Here is a 12788-nt window from a genome sequence, read left to right on the forward strand (position 1 = left end):
GTTTGTTATTACGCAGTTCCGGACGGGAAACCGCTGCGCACTTTTGCTGGAATTGCTCTAATCTAGGCCGAATGCTGAGTCCCGAGGATATCTCATGGCCAAGGCTGATGCAGGCAAGAAGCGGGCACCGCTGAAAACCCGCCGGCCGCCGGTTGGGGCGTCGCCAGGCACGCTTATCGCCGATCCGGCGGCGCGGCGCAGCGAGCTCCGGCTGACGCTGATCTCGCCCGAGAAATACAAAACCATCGACAATGCCTCGATCGACGATCTCAACGCGCATTGCGAGAAATGGCCTGTCGTCTGGCTGGATTGCACCGGACTTGCCAATATCCCGCTGATTGAGGAGATCGGCCGCATCTTCAGCCTGCACCCGCTGGCGCTGGAGGACGTCGTCAACACCGGACAGCGGCCCAAGGTGGATTTCTTCGAGGATCATGCCTTCGTCGTCATGCGCATGATCGACGATGTCACCTCGCATCGCTACGAGCAGATCGCGCTGTTCTTCGGCGGCAATTTCGTCGTCACGTTCCAGGAGCGCGAAGGCGATCCGTTCGATCCGGTGCGCAAGCGCATTGCGGGTGCGATGCCCAACCGCCTGCGCTCGCGCGGCGCCGACTATCTTGGCTATGCGTTGATCGATGCCATCGTCGACAGCTATTTCCCACCGATCGAGGCGGCGAGCGAATTGGTCGACGGCATCGAGGACGAGATGCTGAATAAGCCGCACAAGCACCAGATGCGGCAGCTGCATGAATTGCGGCGCGACGCCAACGTGCTCAAAGGCGTGCTGTGGCCGATGCGCGACACGCTGGCGACGCTGATCCGCAACGACGTGGCCTTCGTGAAGGCGGAGACCAAGATCTTCTTCAACGACACGCTCGACCATTCGCTGCGTCTGATCGAGCTGGTCGAGAACCAGCGCGACATGCTCACCGGCCTGATCGAGATGCATGTCTCGCTGACCCAGGCACGCACCAACGACGTCATTTCTTATCTGACGATCGTCTCGGTGATCTTCATGCCGCTGACCTTCCTGGTCGGCGTCTGGGGGATGAATTTCGATCCGCAAAGCTCGCCCTGGAACATGCCGGAGCTGAAAGCCTATTACGGTTATCCGGTGGCAATTCTGTTCATGGCGCTTGTCGCCGCCGGACTGATCTTCTTCTTCAAATGGAAGAAGTGGCTATAGCCGCTGAACCCTTTGTTTTCGTGGCAAGACCTGCGACAAGCCGGCTTGACATTTGGGCTGGTGTTTATTCCGGAATTGGACTATATGCGCCGCAGCTTCGCGCCCTGACGCGTCGCTTGCACTGGCCCCTGCTGGACGACATCCCGGCTGTGGGCGTCCCGTTTCCTCCAACAGATAAGGAAAAGCACGATGTCGATTACTGCCGACCGCAAGAAGGAATTGATGACCGAATTCGCAACCGCCAAGGGCGACACCGGATCTCCGGAAGTCCAGGTTGCCATTCTTTCCGAGCGCATCAAGAACCTGACCGAGCACTTCAAGGACCACAAGAAGGATAACCATTCCCGCCGTGGCCTGCTTGCTCTGGTCTCCCAGCGCCGCAGCCTGCTTGACTACCTCAAGCGCAAGGATGACGGGCGCTATCAGACGCTGATCGACAAGCTCGGTCTGCGTCGCTGACGAATTGACCGGCGGGTCTTCCTCGGAGGGCCCGCCGGTCGCGCATTGGCGCATCGGTCGATCCGGTGCGATAATGCCGGAGCGCGACGCGCTCTTGAAATTCGCATTCGCGCAGGGCGCGTTCCGGAAACAGCGGTTTCCGGCGTCATGCGCAAAGCCGGCCGATCGGTCGGCCAAACACGGTTCCGGACGCGCAGAGGGCCATTCGGAACCGCCCCATGGACGGTCATGGGGCAGGATTGCAGGATGCTCGCTCGGCTTATGAGCCGGACCTACGAGCCTCCCGTTGTCTTGCCCGTGGCTGCCCGAAGGAAGCCAGGAAAGGGAGAACCCGTGACCGTTAGGACGGCGCGGCCCTTTCCGCATATGAAGGACAAGACATGTTCAATCAACACAAAGTAGAAATCGAATGGGGCGGCCGTCCGCTCATCCTGGAAACCGGCAAGATCGCGCGCCAGGCTGACGGCGCGGTGCTCGCCACCTATGGCGAGACCGTCGTTCTCGCCACAGTCGTTTCGATGAAGGAACCGAAGCCCGGCCTCGATTTCTTCCCGCTTACCGTCAACTACCAGGAAAAGACCTACGCCGCCGGCAAGATCCCGGGCGGCTACTTCAAACGTGAGGGCCGCCCGAGCGAAAAGGAAACGCTGGTTTCCCGCCTGATCGACCGCCCGATCCGCCCGCTTTTCGCCGACGGCTACAAGAACGACACCCAGATCGTCGTCACCGTCGTCCAGCATGATCTCGAGAACGATCCCGATATCCTGTCGATCGTGGCCACCTCCGCTGCGCTCACGCTTTCCGGCGTGCCCTTCATGGGCCCGATCGGCGGCGCCCGCGTCGGTTACATCAACGGCGAATATGTGCTCAACCCGCATATCGACGAAATGCAGGAATCCAAGCTCGACCTCGTCGTCGCCGGCACCGGCGATGCCGTGCTCATGGTCGAATCCGAGGCCAAGGAACTCTCCGAGGAACTGATGCTCGGTGCCGTCGTGTTCGGCCACAAGAGCTTCCAGCCTGTGATCGACGCGATCATCAAGCTGGCCGAGGTCGCCGCCAAGGAGCCGCGCGACTTCACCGCGCCGGATTACTCCGCGCTTGAAGCCGAGATGCTGAAGATCGTCGGCGACGAGCTTCGCGAGGCCTACAAGATCACCGACAAGCAGAAGCGCTATGCCGCCGTCGACGCCGTCAAGTCGAAGGTCAAGGCCGCGTTTGCGCCGGCCGAAGGCGAAGAGGCCAAATACACGTCCGAGCAGATCGGCTCGGTGTTCAAGGAGCTCCAGGCCAAGGTCGTGCGCTGGAACATCCTCGACACCGGCTCGCGCATTGACGGCCGCGACCTGAAGACGGTCCGCAAGATCGTCTCCGAAGTCGGCGTCCTGGCGCGCACCCATGGTTCGGCGCTGTTCACACGCGGCGAAACCCAGGCGCTGGTCGTTGCCACGCTCGGCACCGGCGAGGACGAGCAGTATGTCGATTCGCTGACCGGCATGTATAAGGAGAAGTTCCTCCTTCACTACAACTTCCCGCCCTATTCCGTCGGCGAGACCGGCCGCATGGGTTCGCCGGGCCGCCGCGAGATCGGGCACGGCAAGCTCGCCTGGCGCGCCATCCGCCCGATGCTGCCGAGCGCGGACCAGTTCCCCTACACGCTGCGCGTCGTTTCGGAGATCACCGAGTCCAACGGCTCGTCGTCGATGGCGACCGTCTGCGGCACCTCGCTGGCGCTGATGGATGCCGGCGTGCCGCTGGCAAAGCCGGTCGCCGGCATCGCCATGGGCCTGATCAAGGAAGGCGAGCGCTTCGCGGTGCTCTCCGACATCCTCGGTGACGAGGACCACCTCGGCGACATGGACTTCAAGGTCGCCGGCACCGCCAACGGCGTCACCTCGCTGCAGATGGACATCAAGATCGATGGCATCACCGAGGAGATCATGGGCATCGCGCTTGCCCAGGCCAAGGACGGCCGCCTGCATATCCTCGGCGAGATGGCGCATGCGCTGTCCGGCGCCCGCGCCGAGCTCGGCGAATTCGCGCCGCGCATCGAGGTCATGCATATCCCGACCGACAAGATCCGCGACGTCATCGGTTCCGGCGGCAAGGTGATCCGCGAGATCGTCGAGAAGACCGGCGCCAAGATCAACATCGAGGACGACGGCACGGTCAAGATCGCTTCGGCGAACGCCAAGGAGATCGAGGCGGCGAAGAAGTGGATCCACACCATCGTCGCCGAGCCGGAAGTCGGCGAGATCTACGAAGGCACCGTCGTCAAGACGGCCGACTTCGGCGCGTTCGTCAACTTCTTCGGCCCGCGCGACGGTCTCGTCCACATCTCGCAGCTCGCCAATGAGCGCGTCGCCAAGACCTCCGACGTCGTCAAGGAAGGCGACAAGGTTTGGGTCAAATTGATGGGCTTCGACGAGCGCGGCAAGGTCCGCCTGTCGATGAAGGTCGTCGACCAGGCGACCGGCAAGGAAATCGTCCAGGACAAGAAAAAGTCGGACGGCGAGGAAGACGCCGCCTGATCGGTTTGACCGAAGAATCTAAAACGGGCGCGCCGCGAGGTCGCGCCCGTTTTGTTTCAGGGCAGTTCCAGGAAAGCGGCAACCGTTTCCGTCCGGAATTGCGTCGGACAAAGGGTCCTACGGAGCAGGTGAATGGCCGCGGAGCCGCTGAAGACGCTGTTCTACCCGTTCGAGGCCGAGGCGCTGCCTCTGCCGCGAAAGCATGCCCGTGTCCTGTTTCTCGGCGCCGAGCCCGGCTTACGCTTGCCCGCCGGCTTCGAGGCGGCGCTGCATCTCGTGCAAGGCTTTCGGCCACATTTTCGAACGCTGCAGGCGTCCGGCTACGCGGTCACGCCACGCGTGGAAGGTTCCGGCTTCGACATGGCGCTGGTGCTTGCTGGCCGTCATCGCGGCCAGAACGAGCAGCGCGTCGCTGATGCCATCGAGCGCGTGGCGCCGGGTGGATTGGTCATCATTGCCGGTAGCAAGGACGACGGCATCGACAGCTTGCGAAAGCGTATGGCCAGCAGCGACGACAAGCTGGCGTCGATGATCGCTGGACATGAACCGGGCGGAGTGATCATCGAGCGCCGCGATGGATCCCGCGACGTGCTCCCCAACGAAAGATTGTTTCATCCCCAGACGGCGAAAGTGCCGCTATCGGGGCACCTGTCGAAACATCATGGCGTCGTGTTCTGGTTGGAGCGGACACCGCAGGCCGAAGCTTTCGCCAAATCCATTCATGACTGGCAAAATGGCTGGCCGCTGGTCGACCGTCGTTTCCGCACCGCGCCTGGCATGTTCTCCTTCGATCGGATCGATGCCGGTTCGAAACTGTTGGCCGCGAACCTGCCTGACGATCTCAAAGGCAATGTCGCTGATTTCTGCGCCGGCTGGGGTTATCTGGCGGTGGAAGTCCTGCAGCGCCCGCAAGGCCTCACCGCACTCGATCTCTACGAAGCTGACTTTGAGGCCCTGGAAGCAGCCAGGTTGAACGTCCACGGCGGCGCCATCGAGCCACGTTTCTTCTGGACCGATCTGCTCACCGAGGCGGTCGAACGGCGCTACGACGCGATCGTCATGAACCCACCCTTTCACCGCGGCCGCGCGTCCGAGCCGGAGATCGGTGCCGGCATGATCCGCGCCGCATCGAAGGCGTTGAAACCGGGCGGCCGCCTGTTCATGGTCGCCAACCGCCAGCTTCCTTACCAACAGGCGCTCTCGGCGGCCTTCGCCAGCCATGCCGAGATCGCCCGCGACGGCATGTTCAAGGTGTTTTCGGCGCGCCGCTGAAACAATCAAGGAAAAGCGTACAGCGGGTGGATTCGGCGCCTTCGCCGTAGCCTTGCGTCCACAATTGCGGCGGGAAAAATGCTTGTTCTATTGCACGCTGACGATGCGGGCCGGCTCATGCGTGCCGAAGGCGGACCGCGCTTCGCCAAGCTCGACCTTGAGCGGCGCCGGCCGGCCGAACAGATAGCCCTGCACAACCTCGCAGCCGGCCGCTCGGAGCAGGGTGGCCTGGTTCTCGGTCTCCACGCCTTCGGCGATAATGCCCACGCCCAGCGCCCGTGACAGGCCGACAATGGTCGAAACGATCGCGCCGGAGCTGGAATCGGTGTCGATGCGGCTGACGAAGGAACGGTCGATCTTCAGCTTGCCGAAGGAGAAATCGATCAGGTAGCTCAAATTGGAATAGCCCGTGCCGAAATCGTCGACGGCCACGGAGATACCCATCCCGGCAAGCTGTTCCAGGATGGCTGCGGCGCGGTCGCGGTCCTGCATCATCGCCGTCTCGGTGACCTCGAGCTCCAGCCGCGAGGGCTTGATGCCGGTCGATTCCATCACCTCCCGCACGATGCCGATGAAATCCCTGGTCATGAACTGGACAGGCGAGATGTTGACGGCGACGAAGCATTCCTCCGGCAGGTACCGGGCGTCGCTGCAGGCCTTGCGCAGCACCCACTCGCCAATCGGATTGATCATGCCGGTTTCCTCGGCTATCGGAATGAATTCCATCGGCGGGATCATGCCGCGCTCCGGGTGCTTCCAGCGGATCAGCGCCTCATAACCGACGATGCGGCCGCTCGGCAGGTCGAGCTGCGGCTGGTAGTGAAGGCTGAAGTCGCCGCGGTCGAAGGCGGTTTTCAGCTCCGACTCGATCCATTGCCGATAGTCCGCCACGCGGCCCATGTCGGCGTGGAAGACAGACCAGTTGCCGATGCCGCTGGCGCGCGCGTTCTGCAGCGCAAGGTTCGAGCGGCGCAGGACCAGGACCGGGTCGACGCCGTCCTTTGGCATCGCCACGATGCCGACCGACAGGCTGACCGACTGCAGATGCGTCTGCAGCTGATAGGGTTCCATCATCTCGTTGATGAGCTTCTCGATCAGCCGCTCGATCGAGCCCCTGATCTGGCGGTCCGGCAAAAGCACCGCGAATTCGCCGGCGCCGATACGGCCGATCACCGCGTCCTTCGGCATATTCTCCGTCAGCCTGCTGGTGAAAGCGCGGATCAGTTCGTCGCCCTGGCTGTAGCCGATGGCGTCATTGATCTGCTTGAAGCGGTCGATATCGATGTCGATCAGGAATACCGGCTCGCCGGTTCGGATCGTCCCGGAGGCGGCCTCGGCTATCTTGCCGACCATGGCCTGGCGCGACAAAAGGCCGGTCAGCTTGTCGAAATGGGTTTCCTTGAAGACATAGGCTGCGGATTCATCGACGCCGGCAAAGAACGAGAGTGCTGCTCCGCCTGCGGCAAGGGCGCAGAGCGCGGCAATGACGCCGGCCATCGTTTCGGCCGGCATGCCGGCCATGCCGTCGCCGAAGCCGAACCTCAGCCCCCACAGTCCAAGGATGAAACTGCCCATCCCCGAGCTGGCGATGGTGATCAGACGGAACAGCGGAGTCCGTTTGGGATTGCTGACTGCAGGCATGCATTGTCCCCAGATTGCGGGGCCTTATAGCGGATATCTCCTTAAAATGAGTTTCCGCCGATGAATCCAATTTTACTGGAACGCTACTGTCGACGTCGCAGACTATTCCCGCGTGCCGTCGTTCTGCTTCAGTTCCTCCAGTGCCGGCATCGAAACGATGTGATAGCCGGAATCGACATAGTGGATTTCACCGGTGACGCCCGACGACAGATCGGAGAGCAGGTAAAGCGCCGAGCCGCCGACTTCGTCGATGGTCACGGTGCGCCGCAAAGGCGAGTTGCGCTGCTGGTAGGAGAACATGTGGCGGGCATCGGACACGCCGGAGCCGGCCAGCGTCCGCACCGGCCCGGCCGAGATGCCGTTCACCCTGATGCCGCGCGGGCCGTAGTCGTTGGCCAGGTAGCGCACGCTGGCTTCCAGCCCGGCCTTGGCGACGCCCATGACGTTGTAGTTCGGCATCACCCTGACCGAGCCGGCATAGGTGAGCGTGATCATCGAGCCGCCATTGCCCATCAGCGCGGCGGCGTTGCGGGCGATCTCGGTGAAGGAATAGCAGGAGATCACCATGGTGCGCACGAAGTTGTCGCGGCTGGTGTCGGCATAAAGGCCCTTCAGCTCGTTCTTGTCGGAAAAGCCGATGGCGTGCACCACGAAATCCAGCCCGCCCCAGGCCTCGCCGAGGGTCTCGAAGGTCGCGCTGACCGAGGCGCTGTCCTCGACATCGCAAGGCACGATCAGCGAGGCTCCCACTTTCTCGGCAAGCGGCTTGACCCGCCGCCCGAAGGCGTCGCCCTGATAGGTGAAAGCGAGCTCGGCCCCATGTTCCGACAGCTTCTTGGCGATGCCCCAGGCAATCGAATGGTCGTTGGCAACACCCATGACAAGCCCGCGCTTGCCCTTCATCAACCCTTCCATGCCTGGCAATCCTTATGAAAAACGCTGGTCTTATGCGGAATAGCGCTGGAAAATCAGCGTTGCGTTGGTGCCGCCGAAACCGAAGGAGTTGGACAGGACGGTGTCGATCCTGGCGTCGTCGATACGCTTGCGCACGATCGGCATGCCCTCGAATTCCGGATCGAGCTCCTCGATATGGGCGCTCTCGCCGATGAAGCCGCCCTGCATCATCAGGATCGAATAGATCGATTCCTGCACGCCGGCCGCGCCCAGCGAATGGCCGGTGAGCGACTTGGTCGAGGTGATGTAAGGCATCTTGTCGCCGAACACCTCGCGGATGGCGCCCATTTCCTTGGAATCGCCGACCGGCGTCGAGGTGCCGTGGGTGTTGATGTAGTCGACCGGCGAAGACACCGTGGCAAGCGCCTGGCGCATGCAGCGGATAGCGCCTTCCCCCGAAGGTGCGACCATGTCGTAGCCGTCGGAAGTCGCGCCGTAGCCGACGACCTCGGCGTAGATCTTGGCGCCGCGTGCCTTGGCGTGCTCCAGTTCCTCCAGCACCAGCACGCCGGCGCCGCCGGCGATGACGAACCCGTCGCGGTTGACGTCATAGGCGCGCGACGCGGCCGGCGCATTGTCGTTGAACTTCGACGACATGGCGCCCATGGCGTCGAACAGGTCAGACATGGTCCAGTCGAGGTCCTCGTGGCCGCCGGCGAACATCACGTCCTGCTTGCCCCACTGGATGAGCTCATAGGCATTGCCTATGCAATGCGCGGAGGTCGAGCAGGCCGACGAGATCGAATAATTGACGCCATGGATCTTGAACCATGTGGCCAAGGTGGCCGACGCCGTCGAGGACATGGCTTTCGGCACGGCGAACGGGCCGATACGCTTGGGGCTGTTGTTCTTGATCGTGGTTTCGGCCGCTTCGACGATGGTGCGGGTCGAAGGCCCGCCGGAACCCATCACGATGCCGGTCCGCTCATTGGTGATGTCGCCTTCGCTTAAGCCGGCATCGGCGATCGCCTGGTCCATGGCGACGTGATTCCAGGCGGCGCCTTGGCTCAGGAAGCGCATGGCGCGGCGGTCGATCATCGGGGTGGGATCGAGCGTCGGCGCGCCCCAGACCTGGCAGCGGAAGCCGTGTTCGGCGAAGGAATTGGAAAAGCTGATGCCTGATTTGGCATCGTAAAGCGAGCTCTGCACCTCATTGGCATTGTTGCCGATCGACGACACAATGCCGAGCCCTGTCACTACGACCCGTCTCATTCGCAACTCCTTCCCGCGTATTGGGGCGAAGACTTAACCGGCTTCGCCTTGATCATACGCAAACAAACTGACGTGGCATCCGTTGGCTACGCGGGCGCCGTGGCGGAAAACGGTCAGGCGGCCGGCTGCTTGGACAGGCCGACCTTCAGATCCGTAGCCGCATATATGGGTTCGCCATCCGCCTTGAGCCAGCCATCGGCGATGCCGAGCACCAGGCGGCCGCGCATCACGCGCTTGAAGTCGATGCCATATTCGACCTTCTTCACCGACGGCGTCACCATGCCCTTGAACTTCACCTCGCCGGTCGAAAGCGCCATGCCTTTACCCGGTTCGCCCAGCCAGCCGAGATAGAAGCCGGTCAACTGCCACATGGCGTCGAGGCCGAGGCAGCCCGGCATGATCGGGTTGCCGATGAAGTGGCAGGCGAAGAACCACAGGTCCGGCTTGATATCGAACTCGGCGCGGATGAAGCCCTTGTCGAAAGCACCGCCGGTCTCGCTGATCTCGGTGATGCGGTCGAACATCAGCATCGGTGGGTAGGGCAGCTGGGCGTTGCCTGGCCCGAACAGGTCGCCGCGGGCGCAGGCAAGCAGTTCCTCGTAATCGTAGCTGGACTTTTGACCCGCCATCAAATTTCTGTCCCCGTGTTCCTTCGCGGGCGGCAGGGCGCCCTTCTCGTTGGTTTCCTAACACACTCTGTTTGCGGCCGGAAACCGGCGTTTGCGCTTAACCCGTGCGCCTGCCCGGGTCAATGCGCGCTATTGATCGCATTCGGACTACAGAATATATGTCGGCTGGTGTCCGGTTTTGGCTTTCGACGTCTTTTTGCCATTCTGGACCTGTCGGTGGGCTGGGCAGCAAAGCTTCGACGCGAAGAGATGGATTCGGGCTACAGGAAGGAAAATGTCGCTGTGGACAAGCGGGTTCGCGAAGCCGGCCTGAGGCCGACGCGCCAGCGCATTGCGCTGGCCGACCTGCTTTTCGCCAAGGGCGACCGACACCTTTCGGCCGAGGAACTGCACGAAGAGGCGATCGCCGCCGGCGTGCCGGTTTCGCTGGCGACGGTCTATAACGCGCTCCACCAGTTCACCCAGGCAGGACTGCTGCGCATCCTGGCGGTCGAAGGCTCGAAAACCTATTTCGACACCAACACCTCCGATCACCATCACTTCTACGTCGAGGGCGAGAACCGGATTTTCGATATCGAGAGCGGACCGGTGACCGTCTCCAACCTGCCGGCGCCTCCGGAAGGCATGGAGATCGCCAATGTCGACATCGTCGTGAGGCTTCGCCCGAAGCGCGGCAACTGATCCGTGGTGATGCGGCCCGTCGATTTGATTGTCCGGTTTGAATGGGTCACCGTCGCCGCGTTGGCTCTCGTTAGCTATGCAATCTCCGGCTTTTCCTGGTGGCTGTTTGCGCTGCTCATCCTCGCGCCGGACCTGTCGATGCTGGGCTACCTCGCCGGGCCAAGCGTCGGCGCCGTCACCTACAACGCCTTGCATATCCTGATTGCCCCGCTTGTGCTTCTGCTTGCGGGCGCGTTGCTCGCCGGCCCGATCACCACCGCCGTGGCGCTGATCTGGATCGCGCACATCGCCATCGACCGTGCCCTCGGCTACGGCCTCAAGCTGCCCACCGGTTTTCAGGATACGCATCTCGGCCGCATCGGCCGCGACCGCAAAGCCAGCGAGCTCAGTTCTTGACCTTCTCGCCGGGATAAGCGCCCCACACCTGCGACTGGGCCATCCAGCCGGTGTGGCCGTCGAAGGTCATCTCGCACCATTGGCCGTCGCATTTCTTGATCGAGCCGATCACGCCCGGCTCGATGATGGCGATGACACCGGCATCCTTGTCGGGCTCGTCGAGCAGGTTGATTCGCCCGCCCTTGCCGCGCTGCCAGGGCGCGACGATCGCGGTGCGGCGGCCGGAGAGCAGCGACTGGTTGATCCAGCCTTCCGAGCCGTCGGCATCGCGCACGCGGCGCCATGTGTCGAATTCCTGTATGACTTCCATCGGCAGGCCGGCCTTCAGATACATCCAGTTGACGGAATAATTGGCGCCGGGGCCGACGCGCGAGTTGACCCGGGCCGGCTTGAGGCTGACGAAACGCGGCAGCGGCAGCCCGCTCGGGCCAAGCGTTATGGTTTGCGCCGGCGCGGCCGCGCTTTGCGCGAATGCCTGCGGTGCGCAAAGCAGGGCGCCAAGAATGGCTGCGCTGAAGGCCAGGCGAAGCGACGCGAAACCAGACACTTTCGTTCCTTTCGGCGCCGGTCCGTGCGGATGAGCGCGCCTTTTTCTTTGTCTTCGGCGGCACCGCTTGTTACAGGAGTGGGCTGATACCGCGACCAGCTGCAAGTTTCGCCGGTCTTGGTTAAAGAGGTCTCAACGAGATCGGTTTCGAGAGCATGATCCCGAAAAGTGGGAACCGGTTTTCGGAAGAGATCTTGCTCAAACAAAGAGTAGGATCAGGATGACGATTCGACGAAACGTCATCCTGATCGAAGAAGCTTCGGGGATAAAATGGCAGGCAAAAAACGGCCCCTCGTCGTCATCACTCGCAAGCTGCCCGATCCGGTCGAAACGCGCATGCGCGAGCTGTTCGATGCAAGACTGAATGTCGAGGACCGGCCGATGACGCAGCCGGAGCTGGTCGCGGCGGTCAAGGAAGCCGATGTGCTCGTCCCTACCATCACCGACCATATCGATGCCGCGCTGATCGCCCAGGCCGGCGAGAACCTCAAGCTGATCGCGAATTTCGGCAACGGCGTCGACAAGATCGACGTCGCGGCGGCCGCCAAGAAGGGCATCACCGTCACCAACACGCCGAATGTGCTCACCGAAGACACCGCCGACATGACCATGGCGCTGATGCTCGCCGTGCCGCGCAGGCTGGCCGAAGGCGCCAATGTGCTGACCGGCGAGAAGAAATGGGCCGGCTGGTCGCCGACCTGGATGCTCGGCCGGCGCATCTGGGGCAAACGTCTCGGCATCGTCGGCATGGGCCGCATCGGCACGGCGGTCGCCAGGCGGGCCAAGGCCTTCGGCCTCTCGATCCACTACCACAACCGGCACCGCGTGCTGCCGGCGGTCGAGGAGGAACTGGAGGCGACCTACTGGGAAAGCCTCGACCAGATGCTGGCCCGCATGGACATCATCTCGGTCAACTGCCCGTCGACGCCGGCGACGTTCCACCTTTTGTCCGGCCGTCGGCTCGCGCTGATGCAGCCTTCGGCCTACCTCGTCAACACCGCGCGCGGCGATATCATCGACGAGGAATCGCTGATCAAGCTCATCCATGACGGCAAGATCGCCGGCGCCGGCCTCGACGTCTACGAGCATGAGCCGGCGCTGAACAGCAAGCTGTTGAAGCTCGCCGCCAAGGGCAAGGTGGTGCTTTTGCCGCATATGGGCTCGGCCACGCTCGAGGGCCGCATCGACATGGGCGAGAAGGTGATCATCAACATTCGCGCCTTCTTCGACGGCCACCGTCCGCCGGATCGTGTCCTGCCGCTCAGGACCTAAAAAAG

12 protein-coding genes are annotated in these 12788 nt (G+C 62.6%); 7 read left to right on the plus strand and 5 right to left on the minus strand.

What is annotated here, in order from left to right:
* Window positions 1-94 precede the first annotated feature (94 nt).
* From corA to FJ419_RS03795, 4 genes are all read left to right on the plus strand, one after another.
* Window positions 95-1189 carry a magnesium/cobalt transporter CorA gene (gene corA, locus FJ419_RS03780; protein WP_140629433.1) on the plus strand — a complete coding sequence of 365 codons (1095 nt, stop codon included), beginning with the start codon at window positions 95-97 and terminating at the stop codon, window positions 1187-1189.
* Window positions 1190-1336: 147 nt separating this feature from the next.
* Complete coding sequence (gene rpsO, locus FJ419_RS03785; RefSeq protein WP_280950871.1) at window positions 1337-1648, plus strand: 30S ribosomal protein S15; 312 nt, start codon at window positions 1337-1339, stop codon at window positions 1646-1648.
* A gap of 380 nt (window positions 1649-2028) precedes the next feature.
* The gene (pnp, locus tag FJ419_RS03790) at window positions 2029-4179 is read left to right on the plus strand and encodes a polyribonucleotide nucleotidyltransferase (RefSeq protein WP_095765957.1); all 2151 of its coding nucleotides are present in this window, start codon (window positions 2029-2031) and stop codon (window positions 4177-4179) included.
* 132 nt (window positions 4180-4311) lie between these two features.
* A complete protein-coding gene (locus tag FJ419_RS03795; protein WP_140687694.1) occupies window positions 4312-5451 on the plus strand; it encodes a class I SAM-dependent methyltransferase in 1140 nt (379 codons plus the stop codon).
* Between the two features lie 87 nt (window positions 5452-5538).
* Here FJ419_RS03795 and FJ419_RS03800 read toward each other — a convergent pair whose 3' ends face one another.
* The 4 genes from FJ419_RS03800 to fabA form a co-directional block, all read right to left on the minus strand.
* On the minus strand, window positions 5539-7092 hold the full coding sequence (locus FJ419_RS03800) for a bifunctional diguanylate cyclase/phosphodiesterase (RefSeq protein ID WP_140687696.1): 1554 nt from the start codon (window positions 7090-7092) through the stop codon (window positions 5539-5541).
* A 102-nt stretch (window positions 7093-7194) separates the two neighbouring features.
* Entirely contained in the window at window positions 7195-8007 is an 813-nt protein-coding gene (gene fabI, locus FJ419_RS03805; RefSeq protein ID WP_140687698.1) for an enoyl-ACP reductase FabI, read from the minus strand.
* A gap of 30 nt (window positions 8008-8037) precedes the next feature.
* Window positions 8038-9258, minus strand: a complete 1221-nt coding sequence (fabB, locus tag FJ419_RS03810; protein WP_140687700.1) for a beta-ketoacyl-ACP synthase I — start codon at window positions 9256-9258, stop codon at window positions 8038-8040.
* Between the two features lie 113 nt (window positions 9259-9371).
* A complete protein-coding gene (gene fabA / locus FJ419_RS03815) occupies window positions 9372-9887 on the minus strand; it encodes a 3-hydroxyacyl-[acyl-carrier-protein] dehydratase FabA (protein WP_095765952.1) in 516 nt (171 codons plus the stop codon).
* A gap of 249 nt (window positions 9888-10136) precedes the next feature.
* Between fabA and irrA the strand changes: the two genes are divergently transcribed.
* Together irrA and FJ419_RS03825 are read left to right on the plus strand one after the other, a co-directional pair.
* Window positions 10137-10568, plus strand: a complete 432-nt coding sequence (gene irrA, locus FJ419_RS03820; RefSeq protein ID WP_095766194.1) for an iron response transcriptional regulator IrrA — start codon at window positions 10137-10139, stop codon at window positions 10566-10568.
* Window positions 10569-10577: 9 nt separating this feature from the next.
* Window positions 10578-10964: a DUF4260 domain-containing protein gene (locus FJ419_RS03825; RefSeq protein WP_140687703.1), complete on the plus strand. Its 387-nt coding sequence runs from the start codon at window positions 10578-10580 to the stop codon at window positions 10962-10964.
* On the opposite strand, the gene FJ419_RS03830 is transcribed toward FJ419_RS03825, so the two are convergent.
* Window positions 10954-11511 (minus strand): SH3 domain-containing protein, encoded by a 558-nt coding sequence (locus FJ419_RS03830; protein ID WP_095765950.1) that lies wholly within the window; start codon window positions 11509-11511, stop codon window positions 10954-10956. The genes FJ419_RS03825 and FJ419_RS03830 overlap by 11 nt on opposite strands.
* Window positions 11512-11781: 270 nt before the next feature.
* Between FJ419_RS03830 and FJ419_RS03835 the strand changes: the two genes are divergently transcribed.
* Entirely contained in the window at window positions 11782-12783 is a 1002-nt protein-coding gene (locus FJ419_RS03835) for a D-glycerate dehydrogenase (protein ID WP_095765949.1), read from the plus strand.
* The last annotated feature ends 5 nt before the right edge of the window (window positions 12784-12788 follow it).

The organism is Mesorhizobium sp. B2-6-2 (assembly GCF_006440615.1).
GTDB lineage: Bacteria > Pseudomonadota > Alphaproteobacteria > Rhizobiales > Rhizobiaceae > Mesorhizobium.

Coding starts and splice junctions, on each gene's coding strand:
- corA (WP_140629433.1), top strand. CDS start 95: ATGGCCAAGGCTGATGCAGGCAAGAAGCGGGCACCGCTGAAAACCCGC.
- pnp (WP_095765957.1), top strand. CDS start 2,029: ATGTTCAATCAACACAAAGTAGAAATCGAATGGGGCGGCCGTCCGCTC.
- FJ419_RS03795 (WP_140687694.1), top strand. CDS start 4,312: ATGGCCGCGGAGCCGCTGAAGACGCTGTTCTACCCGTTCGAGGCCGAG.
- FJ419_RS03800 (WP_140687696.1), bottom strand. CDS start 7,092: ATGCCTGCAGTCAGCAATCCCAAACGGACTCCGCTGTTCCGTCTGATC.
- fabI (WP_140687698.1), bottom strand. CDS start 8,007: ATGGAAGGGTTGATGAAGGGCAAGCGCGGGCTTGTCATGGGTGTTGCC.
- fabB (WP_140687700.1), bottom strand. CDS start 9,258: ATGAGACGGGTCGTAGTGACAGGGCTCGGCATTGTGTCGTCGATCGGC.
- fabA (WP_095765952.1), bottom strand. CDS start 9,887: ATGGCGGGTCAAAAGTCCAGCTACGATTACGAGGAACTGCTTGCCTGC.
- irrA (WP_095766194.1), top strand. CDS start 10,137: ATGGATTCGGGCTACAGGAAGGAAAATGTCGCTGTGGACAAGCGGGTT.
- FJ419_RS03825 (WP_140687703.1), top strand. CDS start 10,578: ATGCGGCCCGTCGATTTGATTGTCCGGTTTGAATGGGTCACCGTCGCC.
- FJ419_RS03835 (WP_095765949.1), top strand. CDS start 11,782: ATGGCAGGCAAAAAACGGCCCCTCGTCGTCATCACTCGCAAGCTGCCC.